Below are 15,496 nucleotides of genomic sequence, written 5' to 3'. Positions count from 1 at the left end.
TCGGAGAGATTTGACCACAAGCGCCGGTCAGGGCGCGTTCGGGTGTCGATAAGGAGTGGGGCTCAGCTGGTGACTACCGCCGACGTCAGGGGTCAGGACCCGGGCGACGGACGGATCTCCACGCCGGGTGCCGCGCGGGCTCCGGCCTGGGCCGCCGACGCCCCGGGTCGCCCCGTCGCCCTGCCCGCGCTCGCGCCGGACCGGGGCCACGCCGCACCGGACTGGTCGGAGGTCGTCGAGCACTTCCGGGAGGGCCTCGTCATCTGCGACGCCGACGGCGTCGTCCGCCACCTCAGCCCGGTCGCCGAGCGGCTGCTTCCCGAGGTCGTCGCAGGTGAGCTGCTGGCGGCGGCGGGTGTCGGCGGGCTCGGCGTCGGCGGTGACTTCACCCATCACGGGCGCCGGCTGCGGGCCCGTCGAGTCCCGTTGTCAGCGGCCCGTTCCTGCTGGTACGTCGAGGACGTCACCGAGATCGTCTCCCGCTCCGACGCGCTGCTCGCCGAGCGGGCGCGTTCGTCGTTCCTGGCCGTGGCCGGTGAGAAGCTGGGCAACCCGCTGCACCCCGACCGGGCCGCCGCGGCGGTGGTCCGGCTGGCCGTGCCCACCCTGGCCGAGGTGGCGGTGCTGGTACTGGCGCCCCGGTCCGGGCGGTCCCGCTGGTGGCGGGCGTCGCGGGGCGAGGACGAGGCACCCACTGTGGACAGCGGCGTGCTCGACGCCCCCGACCTGCCGCCGGCCATCGTCGAGGGCCTGCAGGGCTCCGAGCCGCACGCCGTGGACTGGCTGGTGGAGCAGGCCATGGAAGCCGGTTGGCTGCCCGGCCTGACCTCCGTCGAGGCGTGCGCCCGGGTGGTGCCGCTGCCCGGCCGGGACGCTCCGGCCGGTGTGCTGCTGGTGGCCCGGCGTGCCACCCGGTGGTACGACGACGCCGACATCGGCCTCGTCCGGGCCTTCGGGGCGCGGGCCGGGGCGGCGCTGACCACCGCGATGCTCTACCGCGACCAGGCCGAGGTCGCCGACACGCTCCAGGCCAGTCTGGTGCCGGTGGAGCCGGCCGAGGCGACCGGCGTGCAGTGGGGGACGGCGTACCGGCCCGCGCAGGCGGGTCTGCGGATCGGCGGGGACTTCTACGGCTCGCACCGGCTGCCCGACGGCGGCTCGCTGTTCTTCCTCGGCGACGTCTCCGGCAAGGGTGTCGAGGCGGCCGTCTTCACCGGGCAGTTGCGGCAGTGCCTCCACGCGCTGCACCGGATCGAGTCGCACCCGGGGCGGCTGTTGAAGCTGCTCAACGACGCGTTGCTGGAGACCACCCAGGCGCACGACCGGGGCCGGTTCGCCACCATGGTGCTGGGGGCCGTCCGGCCGCACCGCGACGGTGGGCTGACCCTGGCCCTGGCCGGCGGTGGCCACCTGCCGCCGCTGGTACTGCGGAACTCCGGCGAGGTGGAGCAGGTGCCGCTGAGCGGCATGCTGGTCGGTGTGGTGTCCGATCCGCGCGTCGGCGAGGCCACGGTTCGGCTGGAGGCCGGCGAGACGTGCCTGCTCTACAGCGATGGCGTGACCGAGGCGCGCGGCGGCCGGAGCGGGCACGAGCAGTTCGGCCCCGAGCGGCTGGTCAACCTGGTGAGCGGATGCCACCGTATGCCGGCGCCGGCGCTGGCCGAGCGGATCGAGCAGGTCACCTGTGACTGGTTGGGTCACGGCGACCACGACGACATCGCCGTGCTGGCGCTGCGTGCGACCGGCCCGGGTGGGCGTACACCGCGGCATCTGCACGCGGTGCCCGACCCGGCGGCGACCGACACGAGGGAGACGCGCCCGTGAGCGCTCCGACCACCGAGGCCGGCCTGGCCGGCGCCTGGTCCGGCTACCTGCACTGCCTGGAGGAGGCCGACGAGTACGCCGCGATCGACGTGGCCACCGGTCTGCTGGAGGGCGGGGTGCCCGCCGAGCGCGTCCTCCTGGACCTCGTCGCGCCCGCGCAGGCCGAGGTGGGGGAGCGGTGGGCGCGCAACGAGTGGAGCGTCGCGCAGGAGCACGCCGCCACCCACATCAGCGAGCGGGTCGTGGCGGCGGTCGCCGCGTACGCCGATGTGCGCCCCACCCGCGGGCGGGTCGTGGTGGCCTGCATGGACGGCGAGTGGCACGCGTTGCCGCCCCGGCTGGTGGCCGAGGTGCTGCGGTTGCGCGGCTGGCAGGTGACCTTCCTCGGGGCGAGCGTCCCGGCCGCGCACCTGGTGTCGTACCTGCACCGGCACGACGCCCACGCGGTCGCCCTGGCGTGCGCGCTGCCGATGCGGCTGCCGCACGCCCACCGCATGATCGAGGCGTGCCGCCGCTCCGACGTCCCGGTGGTCGTCGGGGGCCGCGGTTTCGGGGCGGACGGACGGTGGGCACGCCGGCTCGGTGTGGCGTGGGCGCCGGACGCGCCGTCCGCCGCCGACCTGGTGGCCGACGAGCCGGCCCTGCGGCGGGTGCCGCCGGCGAAGCTGACCCACCTGGCCGACGACGAGTACGCGGGCCTGGTCAAGCGGCGCGGCGAGCTGATCGACGGTGCGCTGGCCGACCTGCGGGAGCGGGTGCCGTCCGCGCGGGACTACACCCCGACCCAGATCGACTCGACGGTCAGCGACCTGGGGTACATCGTCGATTTCCTGGCCGCCGCGCTGTACGTCGACGACGGTACCCTCTTCGCCGATTTCGTCGACTGGCTGGTGTCCATCCTCAGGAGCCGGGGGGTGCCGGCCGGTGCGGTGGGGCTCACCCTCGGGCACTATGCCCGTGAGCTGCGGGACTTTCCGCGGGCGACGCGGTTCCTGGAGGAGAGCAGGGCGTCGGTGACCGCGGTGCGGAGCGCGGGCGCGCGCTGACACGTGCCGCCGGGAGTCCCCCCGCCCCCTGCTTATACTTGCTGCACTGCAAGCGTCTCGGCCTGCGGTGGAGGGAGGGGTCCGGGTGTCGTTCACCGTCACGTACGCCGAACGCGACGGTGGGGCGTACCTGCGACTCGCGGGCGAGCTGGACCTGAGCACCGCCCCGGAGCTGACCGCCGTGCTGGACCGGCTCACCGCGGCCGGCACCCGCGAGCTCCTGCTCGACCTGGCCGAGCTGACCTTCTGCGACTCGACGGGGCTCGCCGCCTTCGTACGCGGCGACAACCGGGCGTCGGCTGCGGGGGGTTGGCTGCGCCTGACCGGGGCCACCGGACGGGTCGACCGGGTGCTCCAGGTGACCGGGCTGGCCGACGTGCTGCGACACGATGCCGACACCGCTGACCCCAGGGCGCGGACCGCCGGTTGATGGGCTAGATTTCCCCGCCAGCAGGTGACCGCAACGCACCGCCCTCCCCGATACGAAGCAGGTAGCCATGCCTCCAGTGACTCCGAGTCCGGTACGCATCCTGGTGGTGGACGACGACCCCGGTGACGTGCTCATGATCGAGGAGGCGCTCGCGGACTCCGACGTCGAGAAGGTCATCGACGTGGTCAGCGACGGCCAGGAGGCGATGGAGTTCCTCCGCCGCGAGGGCCGGCACACCGAGGCCCGGCGTCCCGACGTCATCCTGCTGGACCTGAACATGCCGCGGATGGACGGCCGGCAGGTGCTCAGTGAGGTCAAGAGCGACGAGGACCTGCGGACGATCCCGATCGTCGTGCTGACCACCTCCAACGCCGACACGGACATCCTGGGCAGCTACACCCTCCAGGCCAACGCGTACGTCACCAAGCCGATCGACCTGGACGACTTCAACGACGTCGTGCGCCGCATCGACGAGTTCTTCGGCCGCGTCGTGGTGCTTCCGAAGCGCTCCTGAGGGCGGACCGGCCCCGCGCCGCTCGCATGCTGAACATTTTTTCCGAACATCCTCGGCTGTCGCCGTGAGCGCCGAGGATCCAGGTGGGGAAGGAAGCATCGGCTGCCTGGGGGGCGACAGCATGAGGTTCTCCGTCGTGGAGATGGGCTACGACCGGCGGCAGGTCGACTCCTGCCTGGACGAGCTGGGCATCCGGCTGGCGCGGCTGGCGGCGCGGGCGGAGAGCGCCGCCGGGGACGGCCGGGAGTGGGACGAGGTGCGCGGGGAGGCCCTTGCGCTGCGCGGTCTCCTGGACCGGTTGGACCTGGGTGACGCGGCGGTGACCCGGCGGCACGCCGACGCCGTCGACCGCGAGGCGGCGGACCTGCTCGCGCAGGCGCGCTTCGAGCTGGACGCGGCCCGCGAGGAGGCACGCCAGCTTCGGGAACGGGTGTACGCCGAGGCGGTGCAGGCCCGGCGGGAGTTCGAGGAGACTCTGCAGGCGCGTCGCCGGCGCGAGGCGCGGGTGGACGAGATCCTCAGCGGGGTGCCGGTGCCGGCCGACACTCCGACCGCCGCCGCGGCGGTGCCCGCCAGCGGCGACGCCGGCCGGCGTTGAACGGCCCGCTCAGGTGAGCGCGGCGACGATCGTGGTCGCCCGGTCCTCGTGCTGGGCGTACGCGTCGGGGAAGGCGGAGACCTGCACGGCCTGGGCGGCCCCGGCGATGCTCATCTCCTGCCAGCCGGGGATCTCCCGCAGCGCGACGTAGAAGGCGCGGGCCGCGTACGCCGGGCGCATCAGCTCGGCGACGGTCCCCCAGCCGCTGCTGGGGCGCTGCTGGAACAGGCCGACGGAGTCGTGGTCGGCGCCGCTGCCCTGGTTGGGCAGGTCGAGGGACTCGGGCACCCAGTCGTTGGCCAGGTTGTACAGGTTGCTCTCCTGCATCGCGGTCGCCATCGCGACGACCAGCGCCCGGCGGGGCATCTTCAGGCCGACGCCGACGTCGACGATCACCTTGGCGTTGTCCATCTGGGTCTGGGTCAGACCGGCGACGGGTCGCGGGCGCACCGGCTTGGCGGGCTTGACCGGCTTCTTCTTCGCCGCCGGCCGGCTGGCCGAGGGGGAGGGCTTGGCGCTCGGCGTGGGGCTGGCCGGGGCGGGGGAGGCGGCCCGGTCGAGGGACCGGGAGGCGCGGTCGTCGGTGGCGGCGCGGTCCGCGACCGCCTCGGCCACCGGTTCCCGGTCGGCCTCGGCCCGGTCGCGTACGCCGGTCGCCGCGAAGACGCCGACGCCGAGACAGCAGGTGACCCCGGTGGCGAGCGCGACCCGCATCCGCGGGGACCCGAACACGCCGCGCCGCGGCTGCTCCGGGAGGCGGTGCCGGCCGATCGTCCGTTCGGTTGATGCGGTGTCGTCCGGACGGGCGGCCGGTCGATCCTGGGCCAGCTTCTGGTCGATGGAGTCATCGGGATGCACCCGCCGAGGCTAGAAAGAGGAGCGCTCTTTGCCATCGGCGCGATTAGTGGCATGCGCCACAATTTGCGGCAATCCCCGGTGCTAATACCCTCGGTCAATCAGCAAAGCCGCCTTCTCCTCCTGTCCGACTTTCCGGAAAAAGGTGATCAAGCGCATGCCAAACGGTCGTTAAGTCGATCATGCGTCGCGCCGGTCGCGGTGCCGGGACGCATCCTCCGTACGGTCGATCTACGTTGGACCGTACGGAGGAGGGACGGCTGGCCGAAGACGCGAGGGCCAGGCGGCGAACCGTCAGTGCCGACCGTTCTCGGCGGGCGTGACGGTCAGCCGGGTCCGGCTCGCGTCCCCACTGGTGAAGGGCCACAGCTGGTCGGCGTGCTCCACCAGCTCGGCCAACTGCTGTCGGCTGAGCCCCGCGGAGGAGATCGAGGCGTGCACATCCGCCCGGTAGCGGCCGTCGTCGTCACGCCCCAGCTTCGCCTGGGCGCGCACCTGGACCGTGTGGGCCTCGTTGGTGATCTCACCGGCCGCCTCCACCGCGGCGTGGTGCAGGCAGGAGGCGAAGGCCGCGGCGAGCAGTTGCTCGGGCGTGAGGCCCGTGCAGTGTGGTGCCAGCGGAGACGCCAGGGCGGTGGACAGACCGCCGTCGTCGGTGCGTACGTGACCGCCCTCAGCGGTCGCGGTGGCCGTCTCGGGTAGCCACGAACCTGGATCCGGCATCGAGTTCCTCCCGTCGCTCACCGGCCCGGCTACCCGGCACCCGGGCCGTGAAACCGCAGGACGGGGTGCTCCCTGACGGAACGGCGGTCAGCCGGCGCGGGTGGACCAGTCCGGCAGGACCGCGGCCTGGGTCGCCTCGGCGGCGGCCCGGTCGGTCCACGGCGAGACCACCTCCCGCTGCCGGGGCGGCACCGACTGGAGCATCGGCACGTAGACCCGCGCGTCCACCGCCTCGGCGAGCAGCAGCGCGGCCATCAGGCTGGTGGGCCGCTGCGCCGGGTCGTCGGCGAGGCAGGTCGCGCACAGGTCCGCCACCTCCGGCGGCAGGCCGGGGATCTCCGGCAGCGGCTCCGGCGGTTGCCGGCGTCGGGCACCGAGCAGTTGCGTCGTGGTGTCGGCCTGGTACGGCAGCCGTCCGGACAGGCTGTAGTAGAGCAGGACGCCGAGGGCGTACATGTCCGCGGCCGGGGTCGCCGGGGCGCGTTCCAACTGCTCGGGCGCCAGGTACGCCGGTGTGCCCACGACCACCCCGTCCGGTGCGGGATCCGGGGTGCCCGACGGGGTGGCGATGCCGAAGTCGAGCACCTTCACGCCGGCCGGGGTGAGCATGACGTTCGCTGGTTTGACGTCGCGATGCACGATGCCGTGCGCGTGCGCAGCCGCCAGTGCGGCGCTCACCTCCGCGCAGACCCGCACGGCGATCCGCCAGTCCAGCGGCCCTGCGCGCAGGTGCGCGGCGAGCGTCTCCCCCTCGGCCAGCTCCATCACGATGTAGGGCAGCTCGCGGCCCGGCAGCGTCGCCGAGGTGCCGAAGTCGTGCACGCTGGCCACGTTGGGATGCACCAGCCGGGCGGCCGAGCGCGCCTCGGTGCGGATCCGCTCCACCGACGCGTCCCGATCCTCCTGTCCGGGGGACATCAGCTTCACCGCGACCGGCCGGTCCAGCACCGCGTCGTGGGCCCGCCAGACCTCCGACATGCCGCCGATGCCGATGCGCTGTTCGAGCCGGTACCGCCCGTCCAGCGTTCTCATCGACCGCTCCTGTCTCGTCGTCCCCGCCTGCGCCGGATGTCCGGCCCCGTTGCTTCCGATGCCGGTACCCGGCCTCCGAGCAGGGCAAACCGGAGGGTACGCCTGGTCGCCGTGGGGTAGCTTGCCAGCCAGGGGCAGCCGGCGCGAGGGAGTCGACGATGAGCGAGGTGACCGTACGCTTCGTCGGCGGTCCGGCGCACGACCTGGAGCGGGCGCTGCCGGCCGAGCCGGACGGCGGCCCCCCGGCCCGCTGGATCCTGCGCCATCCCGACGGCGGTGACCCGGGCCCGGCCGACCACCTCTACGAGCGCGCCGACCGCCCCGGCGGTGGGTGGACGATGCGGTTCGTGCACACCTACCCGGTCGGCATGACCGAGTGAGGCCGGCCGCCACCGGCTGGCACAGCTGGTACACAGGATGCACACAAGCGCAGCACAGCGGTCCTGCCCACGATGGGGGCCATGGTGACGGACGAGCACGGCGCGCCGGCCCGGATCGACCTGCGGCGTCTCGACGGTGAACCGGTCCGGGTGCTGGTGGTCGACGACGAACCGACCCTGACCGACCTGCTGTCGATGGCGCTGCGCTACGAGGGCTGGCAGGTCCGCACCGCCGGCAACGGCATGTCGGCCCTGTCCACGGCCCGGCAGTTCCAGCCCGACGCGGTGGTGCTCGACGTGATGCTGCCCGACCTGGACGGATTCCAGGTGCTGCGCCGGTTGCGCGAGGCGGCGCCGACCGTCCCGGTGCTGTTCCTCACCGCCCGCGACGCCGTGGAGGAACGGATCGCCGGGCTGACCGTCGGTGGCGACGACTACGTCACCAAGCCGTTCAGCCTGGAGGAGGTGATCGCCCGCCTCCGGGCGCTGCTGCGCCGCTCCGGCTTCGCCGTCGCGGCCCGCGAGGAGGCGGTGCTCACCGTCGGCGACCTCAGTCTCGACGAGGACAGCCACGAGGTGCGCCGCGGCGGGCAGCTCGTCACCCTCACCGCCACCGAGTTCGAGCTGCTGCGCTACCTGATGCGCAACCCCCGACGGGTGCTCAGCAAGGCGCAGATCCTCGACCGGGTCTGGAACTACGACTTCGGTGGCCAGGCCAACGTGGTCGAGCTGTACATCTCGTACCTGCGCAAGAAGATCGACGCCGGCCGGAAACCGATGATCCACACGCTGCGCGGCGCGGGCTATGTCCTCAAACCGGCGGAGTGAGCGGGGCCGGCTGCGGCGGTGGCTGGCCGGCTGGTCCCTGCGTACCCGTCTGGTGGTCATCCTGGTCGCGCTGCTCGCCCTGGTCAGCGTGGCGATCGGCGCCACCACGACGGTGGCCCTGCGGCAGTTCCTCATCGAGCGGGTCGACGCCCAGCTCACCGCGGAGCCGGGGCCGCGCGACGGGCGGCCGTTCCCGCGGTTCTTCCCGCCCGCGGAGGAGCTGACGATCCCGCCGGGCTTCCAACCGGGCACGATGGTCGCGACCCTGGCCGACGGGCGGGTCACCGAGGCCCTCGTGCAGGACGGCGACCGGCCCGGCGGCGATCCCGTGCCCCTGGGGGAGGTGACGGCGCTGGCCCGGTTGGCGCCGGGCGACGGACCCCGCACGGTGGACCTGGGCGCGCGGGGAGAGTACCGGGCGATCGCGCGGCAGTGGCCGAACGGGACGGTGCGGGCCTTCGCGGTGCCCCTGTCCGACGTCGAGGAGATCGTCATGTGGCTGGTCGCCGCGCAGGCCGGCCTGGCCGGCGTCGGCCTGCTCGTGGCGGGCACGGCCGGCGCGTTGATCGTCCGGCGCACCCTGCGCCCGCTGCGCCGGGTCGCGGCCACCGCCGGCCGGGTCAGCGAGCTGCCCCTGGACCGGGGCGAGGTCGCCCTGTCGGTCCGCGTGCCCGAGGCGGACACCGACCCGCGCACGGAGGTCGGCCAGGTCGGCGCCGCGCTCAACCGCATGCTGGGGCACGTCGCTGCCGCGCTCGCCGCCCGGCAGGCCAGCGAGACACGGGTACGCCAGTTCGTGGCCGACGCCAGTCACGAGCTGCGCACCCCCCTCGCGGCCATCCGCGGGTACGCGGAGGTGTCCCGCCGCGGCCGGGACCAGGTGCCGCCCGACGTGGCTCACGCGCTGCGCCGCGTCGAGTCGGAGAGCACCCGGATGACCCGCCTCGTCGACGACCTGCTGCTGCTGGCCCGGCTGGACTCCGGTCGCCCGCTGGCCGTCGAGCCGGTGGACCTGTCGGCGCTGCTGGTGGACGCGGTCAGCGATGCGCACGTCGCCGGCCCGGAGCACCACTGGCAGCTCGACCTGCCCGAGCGGGTCGTCCGGGTGCCCGGCGATCCCGCCCGACTGCACCAGGTCCTCGCGAACCTGCTGGCCAACGCGCGGGTGCACACCCCCGCCGGCACCACCGTCACCGCGTCGCTGGACGTCGAGCCCGACGCCGCCGTGCTGCGCGTCGCCGACGACGGGCCGGGCATCCCGCCCGAGCTGCGGGCGGAGGTCTTCGAACGCTTCGCGCGCGGCGACAGCTCCCGGTCCCGTGCCCAGGGCAGCACCGGCCTCGGCCTGGCCATCGTGGCAGCCGTGGTGGAGGCCCACCACGGCACCGTCACCGTGGACGGTGGGCCGGGCCGTACGGTGTTCACCGTGCGCCTGCCGAATCCCACAGCTGACCCATAGCCGGCTCACGGGGCCGGGCCAGTCCGGCCTCCCAGGCTTGCCGGCATGGACAGAACAGAGACCCTGCCCGCCGCGCCCGGTCCGGCCTCCGCCCCCGGGAGTCCGCCGCAGCCGGCTCGTCGGCCGCACCGCTGGCCCCGTCCGGCCCTCGCCACCCTGCTGGTGGCCACCGCCGTGCTGTACGTGTGGGGCCTCAGCGCCAACGGGTGGGCCAACTCCTACTACGCGGCGGCCGTGCAGGCCGGGTCCGAGAGCTGGACGGCGTTCTTCTACGGCTCGTTCGACGCGGCCAACTCGATCACCGTCGACAAGACCCCCGCCTCGCTGTGGCTGACGGGCCTGTCGGTGCGGCTGTTCGGCCTGAACAGCTGGGCGGTACTCGTTCCGCAGGCGCTCTGCGGTGTCGCCGCCGTCGGCGTCCTGTACGCCACCGTCCGCCGCTGGTACGGCCCGGCCGCCGGCCTCATCGCCGGTACGGTCCTCGCGGTCACCCCGGTGGCGACGCTGATGTTCCGGTTCAACAACCCCGACGCCCTGCTGGTGCTGCTCCTGGTCGCCGCCGCGTACGCCACCGTGCGCGCGGTGGAGACGGCGAGCACCCGCTGGATCGTGCTGGCCGGCGCGCTGGTCGGCTTCGGCTTCCTCACCAAGATGCTCCAGGCGTTCCTGGTGGTGCCGGTCCTCGCCGGCGTCTACCTGCTCGCCGCGCCGACCGGTCCGTGGCGGCGGCTCCGCCAGCTGCTCCTGGCCGGCCTCGCCCTGGTGGTCGCCGGCGGCTGGTGGGTGGCGGTCGTCGAGCTGGTGCCGTCCGCCGCCCGCCCCTACATCGGCGGTTCGCAGACCGACAGCGTGTTGGAGTTGACCCTCGGCTACAACGGCCTCGGCCGGATCACCGGCGAGGAGGAGGGCAGCGTCGGCCCGCCCGGCGGCGCCGCACTGCTCGGCGGCGGGACCGGCGTACTGCGGATGTTCGACGAGCGGATCGGCGGCCAGATCTCCTGGCTGCTGCCGGCGGCGCTGATCCTGCTCGTCGCCGGTGTGGTGGTGGCCGGCCCGGCCGCGCGCACCGACCGCACCCGCGCCGGCCTGCTGCTGTGGGGCGGCTGGCTGCTGGTGACCGGCGCCATCTTCAGCTTCATGTCCGGGATCTTCCACGAGTACTACACCGTGGCCCTGGCCCCGGCCGTCGGCGCGCTGGTCGGCATCGGCACCACGCTGCTGTGGCGGGTACGCGCCGACGGGACGCGACGGTGGTCGCTCGCGGCGACGCTCGTGCTCGTCGGGACGCTCGCCGTCACCGCCTGGTGGTCGTGGACGCTGCTCGGCCGCAGCCCCGACTGGTACCCCTGGCTGCGTACGGCCGTCCTGATGACCGGGCTCGGCGCGGCGGTGCTGCTCGTCCCGGCCCACCGGCTGCCCCGCCGGGTGCGGCCGGTGCTCGTCGCACTGGGCGCGGCGGCCGCGCTGGCCGGTCCGATGGCGTACTCCCTCCAGACCGTGGCCACCCCGCAGACCGGGGCGATCCCGACCGCCGGGCCGGCGGTGGCGGGCGGCTTCGGTCCGGGCCGCGGCTTCCCCGGCGGTGGCCAGCTCCCGTCCTTCCCCGGCGGTGGCCAGCCGCCGACGCTCCCCGGTGGTGGTCACCTTCCGTCCTTCCCGGGCGGTGGTCAGGTGCCCGGCCTCCCCGGCGGGAACGGCGCGGACCGGGCCGGCGGCGGGATGGGCGGCCTGCTGGACGCCCGCGAACCCAGCGCCGCGCTACGCGAACTGCTGGAACGGGACAGCGACGACCACACCTGGATCGCCGCGACCGTCGGCGCGAACAACGCCTCCGGCTACCAGCTGGCCACCGGCGACCCGGTGATGGCGGTCGGCGGGTTCAACGGCAGCGACCCGTCACCGACCCTCGCCCGGTTCCAGCAGTACGTGGCCGACGGAGAGATCCACTGGTTTGTCGGCGGCGGTGGCTTTCCCGGCACCAACGGCGGCAGCAACGCCTCGTCGGAGATCGCGGCCTGGGTGGCCGACACCTTCGACTCCCAGATTGTCGACGGAGTGACCGTCTACGACCTCAGTAGCGGAAAGGGTCGCTGACATGACCGGCTCCACCAGCCCGCGGGCCGGCGTCCAGACCCGGTCGACCGGCCCGACCGCCGTACTCGACGTGGTCGTGCCGGTCCACAACGAGGAGACCGACCTCGAGCCGTGCGTCCGGCGGCTGCACGCGCACCTGAGCGGGCACTTCCCGTACCCCTTCCAGATCACCATCGCCGACAACGCCAGTGTCGACGACACCCTGAAGGTCGCCGAGGCGCTCGCCGCGGAACTGCCCGGCGTCGGGGTGCTGCACCTCGACGCGAAGGGGCGCGGCCGAGCGCTGCGGGCGGCCTGGTCGGCGTCGTCCGCGCCGGTGCTCGCGTACATGGACGTGGACCTCTCCACCGACCTGGCGGCACTGCTGCCGCTGGTCGCCCCGCTCATCTCGGGCCACTCCGACCTGGCCATCGGCACCCGACTCGCCCGCACCTCCCGGGTGGTACGGGGTGCCAAGCGGGAGGTCATCTCCCGGGCGTACAACCTGCTGCTGCGGGGCACCCTGGCGGCCCGGTTCTCCGACGCCCAGTGCGGCTTCAAGGCGATCCGGGCGGACGTCGCCGAGGGACTCCTCCCGCTGGTACGCGACACGGGGTGGTTCTTCGACACCGAGCTGCTGGTGCTCGCCCAGCGGGCCGGCCTGCGTATTCACGAGGTGCCGGTGGACTGGGTGGACGACCCGGACAGCCGGGTGGACATCGTGGCCACCGCCCTGGCCGACCTGCGCGGCATCGGCCGGCTCGGCCGGGCGCTGGCGACCGGGGCGCTGCCCCTGACCGAGCTGCGCGACCAACTGGGCCGGGCGCCGCTCACGCCGCCGCCCGCGCAGGTGCCGGTCGGCCTGCCCCGGCAGCTGGCCCGGTTCGCCGCGATCGGGGTGGCCAGCACGTGCGCGTACCTGCTGCTGTTCGTGGCGACCCGGGGCGCGCTCGGCGCCCAGGCGGCGAACCTGCTGGCGTTGCTGGTCACCGCCGTGGCCAACACGGCGGCGAACCGGCGGTTGACCTTCGGTATCGCCGGCCGCCGGCACGCCGGCCGGCACCACCTCCAGGGACTGCTGGCCTTCGGGCTCGGCCTGGCGCTGACCAGCGGCTCCCTCGCCGTGCTGCACGCCGTCAGCGCCGTACCGGCCCGACCGGTCGAGCTCGCGGTGCTGGTGGCCGCGAACCTCGCCGCGACGGTGCTGCGGTTCGTCCTCCTTCGCCTGGCCATGCACCACCACCGAACCTGACCCACCCCCCTCCCGTGTCGATCAAGAGGTTTGCGTCAGATCGCTCGCGGATCCTGACGCAAACCTCTTGATCAACGGGGTGGGTGGGGGGTGTTGTCGTGGCAGAGTGGGGGCGTGTACCGGGAGCGGCCGGCGGTGGCGATCGCCGGGGCGGTGGTGTGGACCAGCCACGTGCTGTCGAACGCCCCGTCGACCCGCGTGCTGCCCGACGGTTGCCTCGACCTGCTCTGGTCGAGTGTGCGCGGGCTGCTCGTGGCGGGCCCGGACCGCACGGCGTACCTGACCTCGTCCGTCCCGGGGGAGCGGTGGCTGGGCCTGCGGCTGCCCCCCGGCGTCGGGCCCGCGGTGTTCGGGGTTCCCGCGCACGAGCTGCGGGACCGGCGGGTACCGCTCGACGCGCTGTGGGGCCGCGCCGCCGGTGACCTCACCGAGCGGCTCGGGGAACGTCCGACGGCCGCCGGTCTGGAGGCCGTCGCCGTCGCCCGCCTGGCCGCCGCGGGCGGACCGGACCCGCGCGGTCTCCGGGTGGCGGCCTCGCTCGCCGCCGGGGCCACGGTGGCCGCGACCGCCGCCGAGGTCGGCCTCCACCCGCGTGCTCTGCACCGGCTCGGCCGGGAGCTGTTCGGGTACGCCCCGAAGACCCTCGCCCGCGTCCTGCGGATGCAGCGGGCGCTGACCCTGGCGTACGCGGGCCTTCCCCTCGCGGCGGTGGCGGCTCGCGCCGGGTACGCCGACCAGGCCCACTTCACCCGCGAGGTGCGGGACCTGGCCGGGGTGCCACCGGCGGCGCTGCTCAGTCGGTGACCGTGGCCGGCAGCGGGGCGTACAGGTCGACGCCGTTGCCGTCCGGGTCGCGTAGCACCGCGTACCGCTGCCCCCAGGTCGCGTCCCACGGCGGCAGTTCACCGTGGAAACCGGCCCCGGTGAGGTCCGTCCAGTACCGGTCCACCTCCGCCGGATCGGCGCACCGGAAGGCCAGGCTCATCCGGGCGCTCCCGGTCGGCGGCGTCCACCCGCCGAACTCGCGGACGCCGTCCACGGTGTCCCAGGCCACCCGGGTGCCGCCGGGCAGGGTCACCTCCGCGTGCGGGGAGTGGTCCGCCTCGGCAGGAAGGTCCAGTCCGAGGCGTCGGTAGAAGTCGAGGCTGCGCGCCATGTCGGCGACGACCATGCCGACGTAGTCCAGTCGAGGTGCCATGAACCCGAGGCTAGGGTGGCCGCACGGTCGTGTCTTGAACGAAACGGACAGCGGTCGGCGTGCCGGACGCTCAGGCCGTGAGGACGTCCGCCAGGACGTCCACGACGCGTTCCGCGTGCCGCCCGTCGGGATCCTCGTCGGCGTTGAGGTCGGCGACGCTCACGCCGAGCAGCCGGCCGGACCGCACCAGCGGGGTGACCAGCGCGGTGAGGTCCGACCAGTCCAGCCCGCCCGGCTCCGGGTAGGTCACCGCGGGCAGCACGAGCGGGTCGAGGACGTCCAGGTCGAGGTGCAGCCAGGCGAAGTTGGCGCCGGCGGCGGCCAGTTCGCGGCCCACCCGGGCGGCGTCGGGGCCGCGCAGCCGGTCGGCCGGCACCTGGTGGATCGCCGGGTCCACCCGGGCCGCCTCCGCGACGCTCTCGGCGCCGGCGGACGGGCGGTGGCCGAGCAGGTGGACCTGGTCCGGGTCGACCAGCGGGCCCTCGCGGTCGAGGATGCCCGTCGGGCCGTGGTCGGTCACCAGCGACAGGTCCATGTCCGCCACCTCGCCGGTGGGGGAGGTCCGCCCGTCGTGGAAGTCGGCGTGCCCGTCGAGGAACCACAGCTCGAAGCCGGACGGCAGCCCCAGGAGGATCCCGGGCAGGATCCCGCAGTCGCCGCCCAGGACGAGCGGGTGCCGGCCGGCGGCGTTCAACTCCATCACCCGCGCGGAGATGTCCCGGATGGCCTCGCGGACCTGTTCCGCGCCGATCACGCCGGTCTCCGGGTCCCGGACCGGGTCGGTGATGACCGTGGCCAGCGCCCCGGCGTCCTCGGCGCCGAGCCGCGCGACCAGTCCCGCCGTGCGCAGCGCCACCGGCGCCCGCCGCTCGCCCCGCCCACGGCCGGACGACTCCAGCGGGGCGTCCAGCACCGACCATCGCATGCCGTCGAAGGTAGTCCGACGTGACCGGCCGGACGGTGGGTACCGCGAAGGTCGCCGCAGACGCCGGGTGGAGTGTCCGGTGTGGGTCTCCTCCGACCGTGAAGCGGCGTACGGTGTCAGACAAGTCCGGCGTACTGCCTTAAAACCCGCATAGCGGGCGTTCAAGCGTGCCCGGGTTCGAGACGGTGAGGGGAAAGGAGCGGTCGGTGGACCACCTGGCCTACCTGGACGCGGGATCCGGCAGCTTGATCGTGCAGGCGGTGGTCGGCGGGGTCGCCGGCGCCGCCGTGGCGGCCAAGCTCTACTGGCGACGCCTGGTGGACCGGTTCCGCCGGCAGCCCACCGACCAGCGCTGACCG

The 15,496-nt window shown here is 74.2% G+C and carries 17 protein-coding genes; 12 read left to right on the top strand and 5 right to left on the bottom strand.

Annotated elements, in window-relative coordinates:
- Positions 1 to 69 precede the first annotated feature (69 nt).
- The 5 genes from ACTMSW_RS14045 (at position 70) to ACTMSW_RS14025 (ending at position 4,412) form a co-directional block, all read left to right on the top strand.
- The gene (locus tag ACTMSW_RS14045; protein WP_441181030.1) at positions 70 to 1,824 is read left to right on the top strand and encodes a PP2C family protein-serine/threonine phosphatase; all 1,755 of its coding nucleotides are present in this window, start codon (positions 70 to 72) and stop codon (positions 1,822 to 1,824) included.
- Entirely contained in the window at positions 1,821 to 2,870 is a 1,050-nt protein-coding gene (locus tag ACTMSW_RS14040; RefSeq protein ID WP_441181029.1) for a cobalamin B12-binding domain-containing protein, read from the top strand. Before ACTMSW_RS14045 ends, ACTMSW_RS14040 begins: the two co-directional genes overlap by 4 nt.
- Before the next feature lie 85 nt (positions 2,871 to 2,955).
- Positions 2,956 to 3,300: an STAS domain-containing protein gene (locus ACTMSW_RS14035; protein ID WP_441181028.1), complete on the top strand. Its 345-nt coding sequence runs from the start codon at positions 2,956 to 2,958 to the stop codon at positions 3,298 to 3,300.
- A 67-nt stretch (positions 3,301 to 3,367) separates the two neighbouring features.
- A complete protein-coding gene (locus tag ACTMSW_RS14030) occupies positions 3,368 to 3,814 on the top strand; it encodes a response regulator (protein ID WP_441181027.1) in 447 nt (148 codons plus the stop codon).
- A gap of 121 nt (positions 3,815 to 3,935) precedes the next feature.
- A complete protein-coding gene (locus tag ACTMSW_RS14025) occupies positions 3,936 to 4,412 on the top strand; it encodes an ATPase (protein WP_441181026.1) in 477 nt (158 codons plus the stop codon).
- A 9-nt stretch (positions 4,413 to 4,421) separates the two neighbouring features.
- Here the strand turns inward: ACTMSW_RS14025 and ACTMSW_RS14020 are convergent, their stop codons facing one another.
- From ACTMSW_RS14020 to ACTMSW_RS14010, 3 genes are all read right to left on the bottom strand, one after another.
- Positions 4,422 to 5,270 (bottom strand): hypothetical protein, encoded by an 849-nt coding sequence (locus tag ACTMSW_RS14020; RefSeq protein WP_441181025.1) that lies wholly within the window; start codon positions 5,268 to 5,270, stop codon positions 4,422 to 4,424.
- A 291-nt stretch (positions 5,271 to 5,561) separates the two neighbouring features.
- Entirely contained in the window at positions 5,562 to 5,990 is a 429-nt protein-coding gene (locus ACTMSW_RS14015; protein ID WP_441181024.1) for an OsmC family protein, read from the bottom strand.
- 87 nt (positions 5,991 to 6,077) lie between these two features.
- The gene (locus ACTMSW_RS14010; RefSeq protein ID WP_441181023.1) at positions 6,078 to 7,022 is read right to left on the bottom strand and encodes a serine/threonine-protein kinase; all 945 of its coding nucleotides are present in this window, start codon (positions 7,020 to 7,022) and stop codon (positions 6,078 to 6,080) included.
- A 158-nt stretch (positions 7,023 to 7,180) separates the two neighbouring features.
- Here ACTMSW_RS14010 and ACTMSW_RS14005 point away from each other — a divergent pair, with 158 nt between their 5' ends.
- The 6 genes from ACTMSW_RS14005 (at position 7,181) to ACTMSW_RS13980 (ending at position 13,818) form a co-directional block, all read left to right on the top strand.
- Positions 7,181 to 7,402, top strand: a complete 222-nt coding sequence (locus ACTMSW_RS14005; protein ID WP_441181022.1) for a hypothetical protein — start codon at positions 7,181 to 7,183, stop codon at positions 7,400 to 7,402.
- 72 nt (positions 7,403 to 7,474) lie between these two features.
- Complete coding sequence (locus tag ACTMSW_RS14000; RefSeq protein WP_441181021.1) at positions 7,475 to 8,230, top strand: response regulator transcription factor; 756 nt, start codon at positions 7,475 to 7,477, stop codon at positions 8,228 to 8,230.
- 22 nt (positions 8,231 to 8,252) lie between these two features.
- Positions 8,253 to 9,689: a HAMP domain-containing sensor histidine kinase gene (locus ACTMSW_RS13995; protein WP_441181066.1), complete on the top strand. Its 1,437-nt coding sequence runs from the start codon at positions 8,253 to 8,255 to the stop codon at positions 9,687 to 9,689.
- A 45-nt stretch (positions 9,690 to 9,734) separates the two neighbouring features.
- The gene (locus ACTMSW_RS13990) at positions 9,735 to 11,783 is read left to right on the top strand and encodes a glycosyltransferase family 39 protein (protein WP_441181020.1); all 2,049 of its coding nucleotides are present in this window, start codon (positions 9,735 to 9,737) and stop codon (positions 11,781 to 11,783) included.
- Position 11,784: 1 nt separating this feature from the next.
- The gene (locus ACTMSW_RS13985; protein ID WP_441181019.1) at positions 11,785 to 13,014 is read left to right on the top strand and encodes a glycosyltransferase; all 1,230 of its coding nucleotides are present in this window, start codon (positions 11,785 to 11,787) and stop codon (positions 13,012 to 13,014) included.
- 114 nt (positions 13,015 to 13,128) lie between these two features.
- Positions 13,129 to 13,818: a helix-turn-helix domain-containing protein gene (locus ACTMSW_RS13980; protein WP_441181018.1), complete on the top strand. Its 690-nt coding sequence runs from the start codon at positions 13,129 to 13,131 to the stop codon at positions 13,816 to 13,818.
- Here the strand turns inward: ACTMSW_RS13980 and ACTMSW_RS13975 are convergent.
- Positions 13,808 to 14,212: a VOC family protein gene (locus ACTMSW_RS13975; RefSeq protein WP_441181017.1), complete on the bottom strand. Its 405-nt coding sequence runs from the start codon at positions 14,210 to 14,212 to the stop codon at positions 13,808 to 13,810. The genes ACTMSW_RS13980 and ACTMSW_RS13975 overlap by 11 nt on opposite strands.
- A 70-nt stretch (positions 14,213 to 14,282) precedes the next feature.
- Entirely contained in the window at positions 14,283 to 15,137 is an 855-nt protein-coding gene (locus tag ACTMSW_RS13970; protein ID WP_441181016.1) for an arginase family protein, read from the bottom strand.
- A gap of 206 nt (positions 15,138 to 15,343) precedes the next feature.
- Between ACTMSW_RS13970 and ACTMSW_RS13965 the strand changes: the two genes are divergently transcribed.
- Positions 15,344 to 15,493 (top strand): hypothetical protein, encoded by a 150-nt coding sequence (locus ACTMSW_RS13965; RefSeq protein WP_357041133.1) that lies wholly within the window; start codon positions 15,344 to 15,346, stop codon positions 15,491 to 15,493.
- The last annotated feature ends 3 nt before the right edge of the window (positions 15,494 to 15,496 follow it).

The sequence above is a fragment of the Micromonospora sp. BQ11 genome (assembly GCF_052068135.1).
GTDB lineage: Bacteria > Actinomycetota > Actinomycetes > Mycobacteriales > Micromonosporaceae > Micromonospora.
This window is presented reverse-complemented; position numbering and strand designations above follow the sequence as displayed.

Bases quoted from the DNA above. Each gene is read 5' to 3' on its own strand.
- ACTMSW_RS14030 (WP_441181027.1), top strand. From the start codon at position 3,368: ATGCCTCCAGTGACTCCGAGTCCGGTACGCATCCTGGTGGTGGACGAC.
- ACTMSW_RS14025 (WP_441181026.1), top strand. From the start codon at position 3,936: ATGAGGTTCTCCGTCGTGGAGATGGGCTACGACCGGCGGCAGGTCGAC.
- ACTMSW_RS14015 (WP_441181024.1), bottom strand. From the start codon at position 5,990: ATGCCGGATCCAGGTTCGTGGCTACCCGAGACGGCCACCGCGACCGCT.
- ACTMSW_RS14010 (WP_441181023.1), bottom strand. From the start codon at position 7,022: ATGAGAACGCTGGACGGGCGGTACCGGCTCGAACAGCGCATCGGCATC.
- ACTMSW_RS14005 (WP_441181022.1), top strand. From the start codon at position 7,181: ATGAGCGAGGTGACCGTACGCTTCGTCGGCGGTCCGGCGCACGACCTG.
- ACTMSW_RS14000 (WP_441181021.1), top strand. From the start codon at position 7,475: ATGGGGGCCATGGTGACGGACGAGCACGGCGCGCCGGCCCGGATCGAC.
- ACTMSW_RS13990 (WP_441181020.1), top strand. From the start codon at position 9,735: ATGGACAGAACAGAGACCCTGCCCGCCGCGCCCGGTCCGGCCTCCGCC.
- ACTMSW_RS13985 (WP_441181019.1), top strand. From the start codon at position 11,785: ATGACCGGCTCCACCAGCCCGCGGGCCGGCGTCCAGACCCGGTCGACC.
- ACTMSW_RS13975 (WP_441181017.1), bottom strand. From the start codon at position 14,212: ATGGCACCTCGACTGGACTACGTCGGCATGGTCGTCGCCGACATGGCG.
- ACTMSW_RS13970 (WP_441181016.1), bottom strand. From the start codon at position 15,137: ATGCGATGGTCGGTGCTGGACGCCCCGCTGGAGTCGTCCGGCCGTGGG.